Raw genomic sequence first — 15,463 nt, 5'->3', positions numbered from 1 at the left:
CGGGTTACCCTCGTCCGCGTGAACGCATCTGTGAATCCGGACCTCGTCGGCGACGCACTCGCCGACCCCCACGCCGCGGCCGACGCCGCCGCCGCGCGTCTGCGCGAGCTGACCGGCACCGAGACCCACGACGTCGCACTGGTGATGGGCTCCGGCTGGGCCCCGGCCGTCGACGCGCTCGGCACTTCCGAGGCCGAGTTCCCCGTCACCGAGCTGCCCGGCTTCCCGCCGCCGGCGGTCGAGGGCCACGGCGGCAGGGTCCGCTCGTACCGCATCGGCGCGAAGCGCGCGCTGGTCTTCCTCGGCCGTACGCACTTCTACGAGGGCCGCGGCGTCGCCGCCGTCTCGCACGGTGTGCGCACCGCGGTCGCCGCGGGCTGCAAGACCGTGGTGCTGACCAACGGCTGCGGCGGACTGCGCGAGGGCATGCGCCCGGGCCAGCCGGTGCTGATCAGCGACCACATCAACCTGACGGCCACGTCGCCGATCATCGGCGCGAACTTCGTGGACCTGACCGACCTCTACTCGCCGCGACTGCGGGCGCTGTGCAAGGAGGTGGACGCGACGCTCGAGGAAGGCGTCTACGTCCAGTTCCCCGGCCCGCACTACGAGACCCCGGCCGAGATCAACATGGTCCGCGTCATGGGCGGCGACCTGGTCGGCATGTCCACGGTCCTCGAAGCGATCGCGGCCCGCGAGGCCGGTGCGGAGGTGCTGGGCATCTCCCTGGTCACCAACCTGGCGGCGGGCCTGTCGGGCGAGCCGCTGAACCACGAGGAAGTGCTGCAGGCGGGCCGGGATTCGGCGGCGCGGATGGGCGATCTTCTGACGCGGGTGCTGGAACGCATCTGAGGCGCGTGAGGCGGCGGCCGGCGCGTGGTGTCGCTCCGGGACGTTGCCCTCGAGCGCCCGGGCCTCGCCGGGCCCGGTGCCTGCCTGGCGGGAGCCCGGCAGGCGCGACGCGGTGTGGTTGCGGGGCTCCGCCCCGTGTGCTCGGACCTCGAGGGGCCCGGTGCCTGCCTGGCGGGGCCCGGCAGGCGCGACGGGACGTCGTTCCGGGGCCCCGCCCCGTGCTCGGGCCTCGACCGGCCCCCATACCTCCCGGTACCTCCCGGGCGGGAGCCCGGCGTGTCCGACGGAGACGACGCGGTGTCGTTCCGGGAGCAGCGGCCCCGAGCGCCCAGCCCTCGACGGGCCCGGTGCCTGCCTGGCGGGAGCCCGGCGTGCCGACGGGCACGACACGGCGTTTCGGGGCTCCGCCACCGAACGCTCGGTCCTCGACGCCCCTGTACCTCCCGGCGTAGGGCATGGCTGGTGGCACGCCCTGGGCGGCGTCGCCCCGGGGCCGAGCCGGGGGCGGAGCATCGGTCGGGCGTGGCCGGCACCTCCCCTCCCGTCGCGCAATCACCTAGCGACCTTGGCACGGCTGCCTTGTCAGCCCGTCCGGCGGACCGGCAGTGCCACAAGGCCGGGGTGTGCCGGCGGGGCCGGGCTGCCGCGCAGCGGCGGCCTGGGCGGACCGTCGGCAGGCAGCCGACCGCCCGGCGGGCGCAGGTGCAGGCCGCGGCCCGGCACCGGCGCCCGGCCCCTCGCCCCTCGCCCCTCGCCCCTCGCCCCTCGCCCCAGGGTCAGGGGAACAGCCCGCCACCCGGCAGTGCCGCCCACCAGTACAACGGACAGCAGGGCTCGCCAACGCCCGCCGGACCGCACGGCAGTTCAACGACCCCGTACCGGGCCCGGCCCCCGCGCCACCCGGCGAGAGGAACAGCCCGCCACCCGGCGGAGCCCACCAGTACAACGGAAAGCGGGGCTCCCCCCACGGCCCAGCGGCCGTAGGGGAGAGTGGGGATCCCCGCGCCGCGGGGACGCGCGGCCACACGCCCACCCCACAGCATTGACGCCCGCCCACCCCACGGGCGCGCACACTCGACGTAGTCGGAGACGAGAGGCGGAGCAACCGTGCAGCAGGACCTCATCGCGCGGGCCCAGGCGTGGCTCGCGGAGGACCCGGACAGCGAGACCCGGGACGAACTCGGGAAGCTCATCGAAGCGCAGGACCTCGACGAGCTGGCCGACCGGTTCGCCGGGACGCTCCAGTTCGGCACCGCCGGGCTGCGCGGCGAACTGGGCGCCGGGCCCATGCGGATGAACCGGGCCGTGGTCATCCGGGCCGCCGCCGGGCTCGCCGCGTATCTGAAGGCCAAGGGCCAGGGCGACGGCCTCGTCGTCATCGGCTACGACGCCCGGTACAAGTCCGCGGACTTCGCCCGCGACACCGCCGCCGTCATGGTCGCCGCGGGCCTGCGCGCCGCCGTGCTGCCGCGCCCGCTGCCGACGCCCGTACTGGCGTTCGCCATAAGGCAGTTGGGTGCGGTCGCCGGCGTCGAGGTGACCGCGAGCCACAACCCGCCGCGGGACAACGGCTACAAGGTCTACCTCGGCGACGGCTCGCAGATCGTGCCGCCGGCGGACGCGGAGATCGCCGCGGAGATCGAGGCGATCCACAGTCTCGACGACGTCCCCCGCGCCGACGAGGGATGGCAGACGCTCGGCGAGGAGGTACTGGAGGCGTACCTGACGCGTACGGACGCCGTACTGAGCGCCGATTCCCCGCGCACCGCCCGCGTCGTCTACACGGCCATGCACGGCGTCGGCAAGGACGTGCTGACGGCCGCCTTCGCGCGAGCCGGGTTCCCCGAGCCGACCCTCGTCGCGGAGCAGGCCGAACCGGATCCCGCCTTCCCGACGGTCGCCTTCCCCAACCCGGAGGAGCCCGGCGCGATGGACCTCGCCTTCGCGACCGCGCGCCGCACCTCACCCGACGTCGTCATCGCCAACGACCCCGACGCCGACCGCTGCGCCGTCGCCGTCCCGGACGACGCGGCCGAGGGCGGCTGGCGGATGCTCCGCGGCGACGAGGTCGGAGCGCTGCTCGCGGAGCACCTGGTCCACAAGGGCGCCACGGGCGTCTTCGCCGAGTCGATCGTGTCCTCGTCCCTCCTGGGCCGCATCGCGGGGGCGGCGGGGCTGCGTCACGAGGAGACGTTGACCGGCTTCAAGTGGATCGCCCGGGTCGAGGGGCTGCGTTACGGCTACGAGGAGGCCCTCGGCTACTGCGTCGACCCCGAAGGCGTACGCGACAAGGACGGCATCACGGCGGCGCTGCTCGTCGCCGAGCTGGTCTCTGAGCTGAAGGAGCACGACCGTACGCTCACCGACCTGCTCGACGACCTCGCCGTCGAGCACGGCCTGCACGCGACCGACCAGCTGTCGGTGCGGGTCGAGGACCTGAGCGTCATCGCGAACGCGATGCGCGCACTGCGCGAGCAGCCCCCGACCTCGCTGGCGGGACTCCGGATCACCACCGCGGAGGACCTGACCCGCGGCACGGACAACCTCCCGCCGACGGACGGGCTGCGCTACTACCTGGACGGCGAGTTCAAGGCCCGCGTCATCGTCCGCCCGAGCGGTACGGAGCCCAAGCTCAAGTGCTACCTGGAGGTCGTGGTGCCGGTGGCGGACGCGGCCGCGCTGACGGGCGCCAGGGCACGTGCCACGGAGGTGCTCGAGGGCATCAAGCGGGACCTGTCCACCGCGGCGGGCATCTGACCCCACCGAAGGCGGGCCCGGCACGAACCGGGCCCGCCCAAGGGCTCCACCGCCCGGCCTTACCGCTCCCGCTCTACCCCGCCGCCAGCAGCACCGCCAGCAGCACCGCCCCCGCCACCAGCGGGGCCAGCAGCTCGAACGCCCAGCGGACCTCCGGGTCGCCCTGGGCCTCCGGTGCCGTGGCGCGGCGCTCGGCCAGTGCGCGCAGGTCGGCGACCGACTGGTCGGCGGGCGCCACGCGCGCCTTCGAGTCGCTGACGTCGGCGTGCACGGATGTCTTGCCGTGCGGGTCGTCGTACGCGGCCTGCGCCTGCCTGCGTGCGGCGCTCTTGCGCCTGCGAAGGGAGACGGGGATGGCCCAGAGCTGGTACTTCGTGCCGTCCTGCGTGAAGATCTCGCTCGAGTAGGAGGCCCGCACGTCCGCCACGGCAGCCCACGGCAGCGTGATCGTCCGGAACGGGTTGCGGATGCGGATCCGCTCGTCGCTCGCGAAGACCGCGGGCCGGAAGGTGAAGGCGACGACCACCGGCGCCGCCAGCAGCGCACCGGCCAGTGCGAGCCAGGGCGTACGGCCCTCGCCGCGGACGACCGCGTCGACGGCGATCCAGGCGATGAGCGCGAGCAGCACCGCACCGCCCGCCATTCCGGCGGGCGAGCGGAAGACCCGTTCGCTGTCGGTGGAGGGCTCGGGCTGCTGGGGGCTCGTCATGGTTCCGATTCTGCCGCACGCCGGACGGCGCGCCCGGCGCGGGCGGGTCGCACGGCCGGCCTGGGAGGCGTCGTCGCTTGTGTCCCGTTTCGCGCAGAGATTCGGCCGACCCCCTGTACAGGTCGCTACGCGCGTAGATATGCTCACCTGGTGACCATGCCCACCACCGCACCTGCATTCGCCGACGCGACCGCGTCCGACAGCACTCTGCGCCGCTTCCTGCACGGGCTGCCCGGCGTCGACGCCGTCGGCCTCGAAGGCCGCGCGGCGTCCCTCGGCACGCGTTCCATCAAGACCACGGCCAAGGCGTTCGCCATCGATCTGGCCATCTCCATGATCGATCTGACGACGCTCGAAGGCGCGGACACCCCGGGCAAGGTCCGGGCGCTCGCCGCCAAGGCCGTCAACCCCGACCCGACCGACCGCAGCACCCCGACGACCGCCGCGGTCTGCGTCTACCCCGACATGGTGGCGACCGCCAAGGAGGCCCTGAAGGGCTCCGACGTGAAGGTCGCCTCCGTGGCCACCGCCTTCCCGGCCGGCCGCGCGGCTCTCGCAGTGAAGCTCGCGGACGTGCGTGACGCGGTCGCCGCGGGGGCGGACGAGATCGACATGGTGATCGACCGCGGCGCCTTCCTGGCCGGCAAGTACATGAAGGTGTACGAGGAGATCCGCGCCGTGAAGGAGGCCTCCGGCAGCGCCCGCCTCAAGGTCATCTTCGAGACCGGCGAGCTCTCCACGTACGACAACATCCGCCGCGCCTCCTGGATCGGCATGATCGCCGGCGCGGACTTCATCAAGACGTCCACCGGCAAGGTGGCGGTCAACGCCACACCGGCGAACACCCTGCTGATGCTGGAGGCTGTCCGCGACTTCCGGGAGCAGACTGGGGTACAGGTGGGCGTGAAGCCCGCCGGCGGTATCCGCACGACCAAGGACGCGATCAAGTTCCTGGTCCTGGTCAACGAGACCGCGGGCGCGGACTGGCTGGACAACCACTGGTTCCGCTTCGGCGCGTCGAGCCTGCTCAACGATCTGCTGATGCAGCGCCAGAAGCTGGCGACCGGCCGCTACTCCGGCCCCGACTACGTGACGGTGGACTGATCATCATGGCTTCCGTATTCGCATACGCACCCGCACCCGAATCGCGGTCGGTCGTCGACATCGCCCCGTCGTACGGCCTGTTCATCGACGGCGAGTTCACCGAAGCGGCCGGCGGCAAGGTCTTCAAGACCGTCTCGCCGTCCAGCGAGGAGGTGCTCGCCGAGGTCGCCCAGGCCGGCGCCGAGGACGTGGACCGGGCCGTGAAGGCAGCCCGCAGGGCGTTCGAGAAGTGGTCGGCCCTGCCGGGCTCCGAGCGTGCCAAGTACCTGTTCCGCATCGCCCGGATCATCCAGGAGCGCAGCCGCGAGCTGGCCGTCCTGGAGACCCTGGACAACGGCAAGCCGATCAAGGAGACCCGCGACGCGGACCTCCCCCTGGTCGCGGCGCACTTCTTCTACTACGCGGGCTGGGCCGACAAGCTCGACCACGCGGGCTACGGCGCGAATCCGCGCCCGCTCGGCGTCGCCGGCCAGGTCATCCCGTGGAACTTCCCGCTGCTGATGCTGGCGTGGAAGATCGCCCCGGCGCTCGCCACCGGCAACACCGTCGTGCTGAAGCCGGCCGAGACGACTCCGCTCTCCGCGCTCTTCTTCGCGGACATCTGCCGCCAGGCCGGTCTGCCCAAGGGCGTCGTCAACATACTTCCCGGCTACGGGGACACGGGCGCCGCGCTCGTGGCACACCCGGACGTCGACAAGGTCGCCTTCACCGGCTCGACCGCGGTCGGCAAGGCCATCGCCCGCGAGGTGGCCGGCACGCACAAGAAGGTCACCCTCGAGCTGGGCGGCAAGGGCGCCAACATCGTCTTCGACGACGCTCCCATCGACCAGGCCGTCGAGGGCATCGTCAACGGCATCTTCTTCAACCAGGGCCAGGTGTGCTGCGCGGGCTCGCGCCTCCTCGTCCAGGAGTCGATCCAGGACGAGCTGCTGGACTCCCTGAAGCGCCGGCTGTCCACGCTGCGCCTCGGCGACCCGCTGGACAAGAACACCGACATCGGCGCGATCAACTCCGAGGAGCAGCTCTCCCGGATCACGTCGCTCGTCGAGGCGGGCGAGGCGGAGGGCGCGGAGCGCTGGTCCCCCGCGTGCGAGCTGCCCACCTCCGGCTACTGGTTCGCCCCGACGCTGTTCACGAACGTCACCCAGGCGCACACCATCGCCCGCGACGAGATCTTCGGTCCGGTCCTGTCGGTGCTGACGTTCCGCACGCCGGACGAGGCCGTCGCCAAGGCCAACAACAGCCAGTACGGCCTGTCCGCCGGCATCTGGACGGAGAAGGGCTCCCGCATCCTCGCGGTGGCGAACAAGCTCCGGGCCGGTGTGGTGTGGGCCAACACGTTCAACAAGTTCGACCCGACGTCACCCTTCGGCGGGTACAAGGAGTCGGGCTTCGGCCGCGAGGGCGGCCGTCATGGTCTGGAGGCCTACCTCGATGTCTGATCAGAGCCGTCTGAGCGTCTTCAAGACCTACAAGCTGTACGTCGGGGGCAAGTTCCCCCGCTCCGAGAGCGGCCGGGTGTACGAGGTGACGGACTCAAAGGGCAAGTGGCTGGCCAACGCGCCCCTCTCGTCCCGCAAGGACGCTCGGGACGCGGTCGTCGCGGCCCGCAAGGCGTTCGGCGGCTGGTCCGGCGCGACCGCGTACAACCGCGGGCAGATCCTCTACCGCATCGCCGAGATGCTGGAGGGCCGCAAGAGCCAGTTCGTGCACGAGGTCGCGGACGCCGAAGGACTGTCCAGGTCCAAGGCCGCGGCCCTGGTCGAGGCGGCCATCGACCGCTGGGTCTGGTACGCGGGATGGACGGACAAGATCGCGCAGATCGTGGGCGGGGCGAACCCGGTCGCGGGCCCGTACTTCAATCTGTCCACGCCGGAGCCGACGGGTGTCGTGACGATCGTCGCGCCGCAGGACTCGTCGTTCCTGGGCCTGGTCTCCGTCGTCGCCCCGGTGATCGCCGCCGGCAATACGGTCGTCGTCGTCGCCTCCGAGCGGGCCCCGCTGCCCGCCCTGTCGCTGGGCGAGGTGCTCGCCACCTCCGACCTGCCCGGCGGCGTGGTGAACGTGCTCTCCGGCCGTACGGCCGAGATCGCGACACCGCTCGCGGCGCACCAGGACGTCAACGGCATCGACCTGACGGGCGCCGACGAGGTGCTCGCGAAGGAGCTCGAGATCGCGGCGGCGGACAACCTGAAGCGGGTCCTCCGTCCACAGGCTGTGGATTTCTCGGCCGACCCCGGCACGCACCGCCTGACGGCGTTCCTCGAGACCAAGACGGTCTGGCACCCGACGGGTTCACTCGGCGCCTCGGGTTCGGCGTACTGAGCCGAAGCCCCCACCTCTCCGTCCGGAGGTGGGGGCTTCTCCAAGTCGCGGCTACGGCAGCAGGTTGCCGGCGGCCGGCCCTGTCACCGGCAGGTCCTCAAGCGCCTGCCCCTTGGTGATGTGGTCCGTCGCCAGCGCGGTGCTGACCGGCTTGAAGTCGGCGACCTGCGTGCCTACCGCGTTGTCCAGCGGGTCGACGCCGGTGTTGGCCAACGGGTTGAGCTGAAGGCTCTTGAGCTCGCCCACGCCGTTCACCGAGTTGCCGACAAGACCGGTCACCGCGCCGACCGGGAGCCCTGCGGTCGGACCGGCCGGCGCCGCGTGGGCGGCCGCCCCGGCCGCACCGAGCGCGGCACCCGCCGCCGCGACGGTCAGTCCCGCGCGCAGCAGTGCGCGCCGCTGGTTTTTGGAAGCTGCGTGACGAGCCATGGATCCCTGCCTAGTCGAGTAATCATGCGTGTGCGGAAAGTAGTTGACGGTGTGACGCTCGTACCAACCGCCGCTCCGGGGGCTCCCCCACGCCGCTCGATGCGTCACACTTGTCTCCCGTGAGTTCCCAACCCATTCCGACCCGCGTCGTGCTGCTCGCGGGCCCCTCAGGTTCCGGAAAGTCCTCTCTCGCCGCCCGTACCGGCCTGCCGGTCCTGCGCCTGGACGACTTCTACAAAGAGGGCAACGACCCGACGCTTCCCCTGGTGACGGGCTGCACGGACATCGACTGGGACTCGCCGTCGTCCTGGGACGCGGACGCCGCGGTCTCCGCGATAGCGGAACTGTGCCGCAGCGGCCGGACCGACGTGCCGGTGTACGACATCGCCACCAGTTCCCGGGTGGACACCGAGACCCTCGACATCGACCGCACGCCGCTGTTCGTGGCTGAGGGGATCTTCGCGGCCGACATCGTCCGGCGCTGCCAGGAACTCGGCGTCCTGGCCGACGCGCTCTGTCTGCGCGGGCGGCCGTCGACGACGTTCCGCCGCCGGCTCGCCCGCGATCTGCGCGAGGGCCGCAAGTCGGTGCCGTTCCTGCTGCGCCGAGGCTGGCGCCTGATGCGCGCGGAACGCGGCATCGTGCACCGTCAGGCGGAACTGGGCGCGCACCCCTGCAACAAGGCGGAGGCGCTGGGCCGTCTCGCGGCGGCGGCAGCGGGGCGCTGCAGGGCGCCGTCGCCTGCATAGCGCGTACCGGCGCGTGGCCCGGGCACGGCCCGGATGGTGCGTCCGGGTGCCGCGCGGGGGGCATGTCCGGGACTGCTTTCCCGTACTTGCCCTGCCCCGGGCTTACGACGCCTTACGTCCCGAACACCCCTTGAGCGTCCCCCGCCCCAGGCCGGCGTTTTACCCCCGGTGGGCCACCAACACCACACCCGGCCCGCGGACAGCGGGCACCCGGGAAACACGGCAGTGGGGCCGAACAGAACCCCCCGCCCTGTCCGGCCCCACTGCGTTTCCCCCGTTGGATCCCCGTGTCCCCCGTGGATCCGTCCGCCGTCTCCCCCGAAACGGCGGCCCCCGTGTTTCCCCCGTTGCCTTCAGGCCACCAGCTCGCCGAAGGACTCTTCCTCGTCACGGCCGAAGCTGAGGACCTCGTCCTCGCGCAGCCGGCGGAGCGACCGCCAGATGCTCGACTTCACCGTGCCGACACTGATGTCCAGGATCTCCGCGATCTCCGGGTCGGTGCGGCCCTCGTAGTAGCGGAGGACCAGCATCGTGCGCTGGAGTTCGGGGAGCCTGGCGAGCGCCTGCCACAGGACCGCGCGCAGCTCCGTGCCCCGCATCGCGTCGGTGTCGCCGGGAGTCTCCGGCAGCTCCTCCGTGGGGTACTCGTTGAGCTTGCGCCGACGCCAGGCGCTGATGTGCAGATTGGTCATGGTGCGGCGCAGGTAGCCCCCGACCGCCGCCTTGTCGCTGATCCTGTCCCAGGCCCGGTACGTGGAGAACAGCGCGCTCTGCAGCAGGTCCTCGGCTTCGTAACGGTCACCGGTCAGGTGGTAGGCGGTTGCGAACAGGGAGGCGCGGCGCTCCTGGACGTAGGCCGTGAACTCGGCCTCCGAGCAGGATGTCCGCTCCCCCGTTGCCTCCCCGTACGCCGCTCCGCTTCCCCCCGTGGGCGCGTCAACGACCGTCATGAACGACGGCTTGTGCTGACGCCCGGCGCCGCGAACGCACCCCCGCCCGTTCACGGCGCCGGACTTCTCGGTGCTCCGCGCGACGTCGTGGAGACGCGTCACAACTGCGCTTGAGGTGGTGCTGTGCAGTGCGTTCATCTCGCGCCCCCCGTCGAGTGGAGTCTCGTTCGTTCCTGGTGAGAAGAAGCCTGCCCGGCCTGTTTCATGGCGTTGTCCGCCGACTGTCACAGGCGCGTCACAAGGGGAGGAGTCGTGCAGGGAAGGGGGTCGGGCCCCCGGGGAGTCGAACTAGGGCTCCCCATGGGCCAGAATGACCCCGTGCCTTTCCTGTTGCTGATCGAGGACGACGACGCCATCCGCACGGCCCTCGAACTCTCGCTGTCACGCCAGGGCCACCGAGTGGCCACCGCGGCGACGGGCGAGGACGGCCTGAAACTGCTCCGCGAGCAGCGGCCCGACCTGATCGTGCTGGATGTGATGCTGCCCGGGATCGACGGCTTCGAGGTGTGCCGGCGGATCAGGCGCACCGACCAGCTGCCGATCATTCTGCTGACGGCTCGCAGCGACGACATCGATGTTGTCGTCGGGCTCGAGTCCGGCGCGGACGACTATGTCGTCAAGCCGGTGCAGGGCCGGGTGCTGGACGCCCGTATCCGCGCCGTACTGCGGCGCGGCGAACGGGAGTCCACGGACTCCGCGACGTTCGGCTCCCTGGTGATCGACCGCTCCGCGATGACGGTCACCAAGAACGGCGAGGATCTGCAGCTCACGCCGACCGAGTTGCGCCTCCTGCTGGAGCTGAGCCGCCGGCCCGGCCAGGCACTGTCGCGCCAGCAGCTGCTGCGGCTCGTGTGGGAGCACGACTACCTCGGCGACTCGCGTCTGGTGGACGCGTGTGTGCAGCGGCTGCGGGCGAAGGTGGAGGACGTGCCGTCCTCGCCGACCTTGATCCGCACGGTGCGAGGCGTCGGTTACCGGCTGGACGTTCCGCAGTGACCCACGCGTACGTCCCGGACGGGGCCGTCCGGTGAGCGGTGGCAGCAACTCGGTGAGGGGCTCCGGGAACAAGGGCGACGGGGCGAGGCGCGGGATTCTCACCGGGATCCGTCTGAGCAGCCTGCGGCTGCGTCTGGTGGTGGTCTTCGGGCTTGTCGCGCTGACCGCCGCCGTGTCCGCGTCCGGCATCGCGTACTGGCTGAACCGCGAGGCGGTACTGACGCGTACGCAGGACGCGGCGCTCGACGACTTCCGGCAGGACATGCAGAGTCGCGCGGCGGCGCTGCCCCTGCGCCCCACGCAGGACGAGATCCAGCGTGCCGCCGAGCAGATGGGCAACGGAAGCGACGGCTTCAGCGTCCTGTTGATCGGCGAACGGGCGGAGGGCAAGCCGATCGTCGGCGTCTCCGACCCCGACGTGTTCACCAAGGAGGACGTGCCGCAGTCGCTGCAGGACGCGGTGAACGACCGGCAGGAGATCAACGCGGCCAACTCGGTGCCCTACCACCTGTTCTGGCAGCGGACCGAGCGCGGCGGGAAGCCGTATCTGGTCGGCGGGACCCGGATCGTGGGCGGTGGGCCGACGGGCTACATGTTCAAGTCCCTCGACCAGGAACGCCAGGACCTCAACTCTCTCGCCTGGTCCCTGGGAATCGCGACGATGCTGGCCCTGGTCGGTTCCGCGCTGCTCGCACAGGCCGCCGCGACGACGGTGCTGCGGCCGGTGCACCGGCTCGGCGAGGCGGCGCGGCAGCTCGGCGAAGGCAAGCTCGACACCCGGCTGCGTGTCTCCGGTACGGACGAACTGGCCGAGCTGGCAAGGACGTTCAACAAGACGGCCGCGTCGCTGGAGAGGAAGGTCGCGGACATGAGCGCGCGGGACGAGTCCAGCCGTCGCTTCGTCGCCGACATGTCGCACGAGCTGCGCACCCCGCTGACCGCGCTCACCGCCGTCACCGAGGTGCTGGAGGACGAGGCCGACAGCCTCGACCCCATGATCGCGCCGGCCGTGAACCTGGTGGTCAGCGAGACCCGGCGGCTGTACGACCTGGTGGAGAACCTCATGGAGGTCACCCGCTTCGACGCGGGCACCGCGCGGCTCGTGCTGGACACCGTCGACGTCGCCGATCAGGTCACCGCCTGCATCGACGCGCGCGCCTGGCTGGACGCGGTGGAGCTGGACGCCGAACGCGGCATCATGGCGCGGCTCGATCCCCGCAGGCTGGACGTGATCCTGGCCAACCTGATCGGCAACGCGCTCAAGCACGGCGGCTCGCCGGTCCGTGTCGCGGTGCGCACCGACGACTCCGAGCTGGTCATCGAGGTACGCGACCACGGGCCCGGCATTCCGGAAGAGGTGCTGCCGCACGTCTTCGACCGCTTCTACAAGGCGAGCGCCTCGCGCCCCCGTTCCGAGGGCAGCGGCCTCGGTCTGTCGATCGCCGTGGAGAACGCCCACATCCACGGCGGCGACATCACGGCGGCGAACTCGCCTGACGGGGAAGGCGCGGTGTTCGTGCTGCGGCTGCCCCGCGACGCGTCCTCGCTCGCGGACTGCGAGGCGGTCGGGACGGGCGACGCGGACGCCGGGGACGGCGGCACGGGCCCGGGCCAGGGCCGTGAACGGGGAGAGGACGACACGCTGTGACAGCGGTTGAGGGCAGGGCCGTCACGGCCGCCTCGGGAACACTCGACGGCGCGGCACCCGGGCAGGCCCGAGCGCACCCGTCCGCACGACGCCCTTTCACGGCGCTCACGGCGCTCACCGCGTTCGCCGCCTCCGTCGTGCTCGCCGGCTGCGGCATCAGGACCACCCAGGTGCCCGTCGACGCCGGAGCCGCACCGTCGCGGGTGCCGTGCGAGGTGTCGGCCGAGAACATCACGCCGCAGGCCCAGCCGCAGGGCGTCCCGGTCCGCGTCTACATGGTGTGCTCTTCGCAGCTGGAGTCCGTCGACCGTACGGCGAAGATCACCGAGAGCAAGGCCGGTGACAGCCCGCCCGAGTTCGCGCAGGCGCTCCTCGACGAGTTGCTGAAGGAGCCGTCGTCGCCGGAGCAGGAAGCGGGCTTCGCGACGTACGTGCGGGGACCGCTGATGGTGAGCGGCGCTCGGGACGGCGACCCCGTCGGCACCCTGCGGCTGAGCCGCCAGCCGGAGGACCTGCCGGCGCCGGCCCTCGCCCAGATCGTGTGCACCCTGGCGGAGAGCAGGGCGACGGCAGCGGGCGGTGCCGTGGTGCTCGGCGGCCCCGGCGACTATCCGCCGCACGCGTATGTGTGCTCCGCGCAGACCAAGCAGCGGCCCGAAGGGGCCGTGCCCACAACGGGCACTCTGCCCTCACCGGGCCCGACCGTCTCCTAGGAATCGCCTCCTGGGATTCGGCGGAACCGTTTCCCGCGGACCGTGCGTCTAGGGGGGCGTGCAGCGTCAAGGTTCGGGCGGCAGTGCCGCCATCCGCTTCCGCGTGGCGGGGCTCGTCCTCCTCCTCGCCCATCTGCTGCTCGTCTCATGGCTGACGCTGCGACCACTCGACGTGATGTGGGTGACGGCGGCGAACCTGGAACCCTTCGCCGGGATCGAGGCCGCCCTTGAGCTCGGGCCCGTCGAGGCCGTACGGCGCATCGGCGGAGGTCTTCTCCTGCTGGCGCCGCTCGGGGTTCTGCTGCCGATGGCGAGCGGCCGGCTCGCCGTCTCCCCCTGGGCGTCACTGACGCGCACGGTCGCGGCCGGCGCACTGCTGTCGCTCGGGATCGAGCTGCTGCAGACCGGTGTGCCGGGCCAGGTTGTCGACATCGACTCGCTGCTGTTGAACACGACCGGGGTGGCGCTCGCCCATCTCGCGGTCGTGCCCGCGGGCCGTGCCCGGCTGCGCCGCCGCCTGCTGGAGGGGCGCCTCGGGTCCGCGCTGAGCGGCCGGGAGCGTGAGGTGCGGCGCAAGGCCGTGCTCCGGGAGGAGGGATCTCAGGGGCCGACCCCGACGATTCCCAGGGTCGGGATCGCCCCGTGGAGCGACGCTTCGTCCCCTTCGTGAAGCCACCATGGATACATGAGGAGCCCGGGGAAGGCTCCCACCGACAGTCTCACGAAGGAGCCCACCATGGCCGCACTTGTCCGCCCCCGTGATGGAAGGATGATCGGCGGAGTGTGCGCAGCGCTGGCCCGGCGCTTCGGCATGTCCGCCACCACGATGCGCGTGATCTTCGTGGCTTCCTGCCTGCTGCCGGGGCCGCAGTTCCTGCTCTACCTGGCACTCTGGGCGCTGCTGCCGTCCGAGAAGACGGCCGCCGGCGCCTGGTGACCGCCTCGCCCGACGGCTGTCAGCCGACAAGCACCTGTGCGACCTTCGCGAGCTGCTTGTCGGCGACTTCCTGGGGCACGCGCGGCGGCTTGCGCCGCGCGAGGTCGAACGCCATGAAGCGGGCGACCGTCGCGCCCTTGCGGACCACGACCACGTGGATGGGCGACTCGACACCCTCGTTGGTGGCGACCGTGGTCCAGGCGACCGTTTCGTCGCCGCCCAGGGCGGTGAACGGGGCCGCCTTCACCTCGCGGTAGGTGGCGCCGCGGTCGTCCAGTGCCGCCTCGAACCCGCCCCCGCATATCGGGAGAGCCGATTCGAGGCCGTCCATCAGCCTCTTGGCCTCGGCCTCGCCGTACGAGCTCAACGACGCGGAGACCGCGAGTCCGAGTTCGTCGAGCGAACCGAGCCCGCGGTTGACGGTGTGCGTCGCCCGCGGATCCGGCTTCTCGCCCATGGCGTCGGCGAGCGGCTGGCATTGTTTCTTGTCGGCGGTGGGCTGCCCCGTGGGCGCGAGCGCGCTCTTCTCCGACGAGATCTGGAAGCCCGGCAGATCGCCCGTGGCGAAGGAGGCACGCTCCAACTGCGGGGCGGTGAGCGGTACGGACGGGTCGCCGCCGGATTTGTCGCCACCCTTGCCGGTGTCCGTGGCCGGGGGCGCACTCTTCCCCGGGCGGGTGTCCTTGCCCTTGCCGGATCCTGCGCCGCCGTCGCTCGTGCAGCCGGTCGCCGCCAGCAGCAGAGCGCAGACGGTGCCGAGTACGGACAGCGCGGTGGTCTTGGCTCGCATGGCGGCGATCCTGGCACAAGCGCGTGGGGCGCACACCCGCTTCGGGTGTGCGCCCCACGCTCGAGTCACGCCGGGTACGCGACGGTGCGGGTCAGACTCCGAGAGCGGGCAGCAGGCCGCCCGCGACCGGAAGGCCGCCGCCGGTGAGTGCGTCGGTCGGAAGACCGCCACCGGCGACCGGGAGGCCACCGAGCAGACCGGCGACCTGCTCGGTCGCGCCGGAGGGGGCCACCTCGCCGACGGCGCCCTGCACGGCACCGGGCAGCGTGGAGGCGCCGTCCGTCACCACGCTGCCGCCGCCGGCCAGGGCGTCGGCCGCGCCCGCGGGCAGCTTTCCGGTGACCTCCTGGACCGGCAGCGTCTGGGAGACGTCGCCGAGCGCTCCCGTCGCGTCGGGGACTACGTGAGCCGCGGAGGCGGTGCCGGCGGCGACAGCGGCGAAGGCGGCACCGAGAGCGGCGACACCGAGGGTCTTTGCAGCAGACTGCTTCATAAGGAATGAGT

The 15,463-nt window shown here is 71.9% G+C and carries 16 protein-coding genes; 11 read left to right on the top strand and 5 right to left on the bottom strand.

All coding sequences use genetic code 11. From position 1 onward, the window contains the following. The first annotated feature begins 18 nt into the window (after nucleotides 1-18). Nucleotides 19-852, top strand: a complete 834-nt coding sequence (locus ACIQ7Q_RS02040) for a purine-nucleoside phosphorylase (RefSeq protein WP_403855277.1) — start codon at nucleotides 19-21, stop codon at nucleotides 850-852. Between the two features lie 1,107 nt (nucleotides 853-1,959). After that, nucleotides 1,960-3,609 (top strand): phospho-sugar mutase, encoded by a 1,650-nt coding sequence (locus tag ACIQ7Q_RS02035; RefSeq protein ID WP_403855275.1) that lies wholly within the window; start codon nucleotides 1,960-1,962, stop codon nucleotides 3,607-3,609. Between the two features lie 73 nt (nucleotides 3,610-3,682). Here ACIQ7Q_RS02035 and ACIQ7Q_RS02030 read toward each other — a convergent pair whose 3' ends face one another. After that, nucleotides 3,683-4,318: a PH domain-containing protein gene (locus ACIQ7Q_RS02030; RefSeq protein WP_403855273.1), complete on the bottom strand. Its 636-nt coding sequence runs from the start codon at nucleotides 4,316-4,318 to the stop codon at nucleotides 3,683-3,685. Between the two features lie 150 nt (nucleotides 4,319-4,468). On the opposite strand from ACIQ7Q_RS02030, the gene deoC reads away from it, so the two are divergent. Genes deoC through ACIQ7Q_RS02015 form a run of 3 tightly spaced genes read left to right on the top strand, consistent with a single transcriptional unit; the run spans nucleotide 4,469 to nucleotide 7,747 of the window. After that, nucleotides 4,469-5,422, top strand: coding sequence for a deoxyribose-phosphate aldolase (deoC, locus tag ACIQ7Q_RS02025; protein WP_403855271.1), 954 nt, complete (start codon nucleotides 4,469-4,471; stop codon nucleotides 5,420-5,422). Nucleotides 5,423-5,427: 5 nt separating this feature from the next. Then, nucleotides 5,428-6,864, top strand: coding sequence for an aldehyde dehydrogenase family protein (locus tag ACIQ7Q_RS02020; RefSeq protein ID WP_403855269.1), 1,437 nt, complete (start codon nucleotides 5,428-5,430; stop codon nucleotides 6,862-6,864). Further along, complete coding sequence (locus tag ACIQ7Q_RS02015) at nucleotides 6,857-7,747, top strand: aldehyde dehydrogenase family protein (RefSeq protein ID WP_403855267.1); 891 nt, start codon at nucleotides 6,857-6,859, stop codon at nucleotides 7,745-7,747. The genes ACIQ7Q_RS02020 and ACIQ7Q_RS02015 overlap by 8 nt, the downstream gene beginning before the upstream one ends. A gap of 51 nt (nucleotides 7,748-7,798) precedes the next feature. On the opposite strand, the gene ACIQ7Q_RS02010 is transcribed toward ACIQ7Q_RS02015, so the two are convergent. Beyond that, nucleotides 7,799-8,176 carry a hypothetical protein gene (locus tag ACIQ7Q_RS02010; RefSeq protein ID WP_403855265.1) on the bottom strand — a complete coding sequence of 126 codons (378 nt, stop codon included), beginning with the start codon at nucleotides 8,174-8,176 and terminating at the stop codon, nucleotides 7,799-7,801. Nucleotides 8,177-8,295: 119 nt separating this feature from the next. Between ACIQ7Q_RS02010 and ACIQ7Q_RS02005 the strand changes: the two genes are divergently transcribed. After that, nucleotides 8,296-8,925, top strand: a complete 630-nt coding sequence (locus ACIQ7Q_RS02005) for a uridine kinase (RefSeq protein ID WP_403855263.1) — start codon at nucleotides 8,296-8,298, stop codon at nucleotides 8,923-8,925. Nucleotides 8,926-9,278: 353 nt separating this feature from the next. On the opposite strand, the gene ACIQ7Q_RS02000 is transcribed toward ACIQ7Q_RS02005, so the two are convergent. Then, nucleotides 9,279-10,013, bottom strand: a complete 735-nt coding sequence (locus ACIQ7Q_RS02000) for a SigE family RNA polymerase sigma factor (protein ID WP_403855261.1) — start codon at nucleotides 10,011-10,013, stop codon at nucleotides 9,279-9,281. A 180-nt stretch (nucleotides 10,014-10,193) separates the two neighbouring features. Here ACIQ7Q_RS02000 and afsQ1 point away from each other — a divergent pair, with 180 nt between their 5' ends. The 5 genes from afsQ1 to ACIQ7Q_RS01975 all read left to right on the top strand — a co-directional run bounded on the left by afsQ1 (nucleotide 10,194) and on the right by ACIQ7Q_RS01975 (nucleotide 14,169). Beyond that, nucleotides 10,194-10,871: a two-component system response regulator AfsQ1 gene (afsQ1, locus tag ACIQ7Q_RS01995; RefSeq protein WP_175257369.1), complete on the top strand. Its 678-nt coding sequence runs from the start codon at nucleotides 10,194-10,196 to the stop codon at nucleotides 10,869-10,871. Nucleotides 10,872-10,902: 31 nt separating this feature from the next. Beyond that, complete coding sequence (locus ACIQ7Q_RS01990; protein WP_403855259.1) at nucleotides 10,903-12,519, top strand: ATP-binding protein; 1,617 nt, start codon at nucleotides 10,903-10,905, stop codon at nucleotides 12,517-12,519. Beyond that, entirely contained in the window at nucleotides 12,516-13,232 is a 717-nt protein-coding gene (locus ACIQ7Q_RS01985) for a hypothetical protein (RefSeq protein WP_403855257.1), read from the top strand. Before ACIQ7Q_RS01990 ends, ACIQ7Q_RS01985 begins: the two co-directional genes overlap by 4 nt. Nucleotides 13,233-13,290: 58 nt before the next feature. Beyond that, complete coding sequence (locus tag ACIQ7Q_RS01980; RefSeq protein WP_403855255.1) at nucleotides 13,291-13,902, top strand: VanZ family protein; 612 nt, start codon at nucleotides 13,291-13,293, stop codon at nucleotides 13,900-13,902. A gap of 66 nt (nucleotides 13,903-13,968) precedes the next feature. After that, nucleotides 13,969-14,169 carry a PspC domain-containing protein gene (locus tag ACIQ7Q_RS01975; protein WP_403855253.1) on the top strand — a complete coding sequence of 67 codons (201 nt, stop codon included), beginning with the start codon at nucleotides 13,969-13,971 and terminating at the stop codon, nucleotides 14,167-14,169. Nucleotides 14,170-14,188: 19 nt separating this feature from the next. Here the strand turns inward: ACIQ7Q_RS01975 and ACIQ7Q_RS01970 are convergent, their stop codons facing one another. Together ACIQ7Q_RS01970 and ACIQ7Q_RS01965 are read right to left on the bottom strand one after the other, a co-directional pair. Then, nucleotides 14,189-14,959: a hypothetical protein gene (locus tag ACIQ7Q_RS01970; RefSeq protein ID WP_403855251.1), complete on the bottom strand. Its 771-nt coding sequence runs from the start codon at nucleotides 14,957-14,959 to the stop codon at nucleotides 14,189-14,191. Nucleotides 14,960-15,050: 91 nt separating this feature from the next. Further along, nucleotides 15,051-15,452: an ATP-binding protein gene (locus ACIQ7Q_RS01965; RefSeq protein ID WP_403855249.1), complete on the bottom strand. Its 402-nt coding sequence runs from the start codon at nucleotides 15,450-15,452 to the stop codon at nucleotides 15,051-15,053. Nucleotides 15,453-15,463 lie beyond the last annotated feature (11 nt).

It is taken from the genome of Streptomyces sp. NPDC096176, assembly GCF_044763255.1.
Lineage (GTDB): Bacteria > Actinomycetota > Actinomycetes > Streptomycetales > Streptomycetaceae > Streptomyces.
The sequence above is the reverse complement of the archived record's forward strand: the minus strand, read 5'-3'. Positions and strand labels throughout refer to the sequence as shown.

What these genes read in the sequence shown, in the direction of transcription:
- ACIQ7Q_RS02030 (WP_403855273.1), bottom strand. Translation starts at nt 4,318, where the DNA reads ATGACGAGCCCCCAGCAGCCCGAGCCCTCCACCGACAGCGAACGGGTC.
- ACIQ7Q_RS02020 (WP_403855269.1), top strand. Translation starts at nt 5,428, where the DNA reads ATGGCTTCCGTATTCGCATACGCACCCGCACCCGAATCGCGGTCGGTC.
- ACIQ7Q_RS02015 (WP_403855267.1), top strand. Translation starts at nt 6,857, where the DNA reads ATGTCTGATCAGAGCCGTCTGAGCGTCTTCAAGACCTACAAGCTGTAC.
- ACIQ7Q_RS02010 (WP_403855265.1), bottom strand. Translation starts at nt 8,176, where the DNA reads ATGGCTCGTCACGCAGCTTCCAAAAACCAGCGGCGCGCACTGCTGCGC.
- ACIQ7Q_RS02000 (WP_403855261.1), bottom strand. Translation starts at nt 10,013, where the DNA reads ATGAACGCACTGCACAGCACCACCTCAAGCGCAGTTGTGACGCGTCTC.
- ACIQ7Q_RS01975 (WP_403855253.1), top strand. Translation starts at nt 13,969, where the DNA reads ATGGCCGCACTTGTCCGCCCCCGTGATGGAAGGATGATCGGCGGAGTG.
- ACIQ7Q_RS01970 (WP_403855251.1), bottom strand. Translation starts at nt 14,959, where the DNA reads ATGCGAGCCAAGACCACCGCGCTGTCCGTACTCGGCACCGTCTGCGCT.
- ACIQ7Q_RS01965 (WP_403855249.1), bottom strand. Translation starts at nt 15,452, where the DNA reads ATGAAGCAGTCTGCTGCAAAGACCCTCGGTGTCGCCGCTCTCGGTGCC.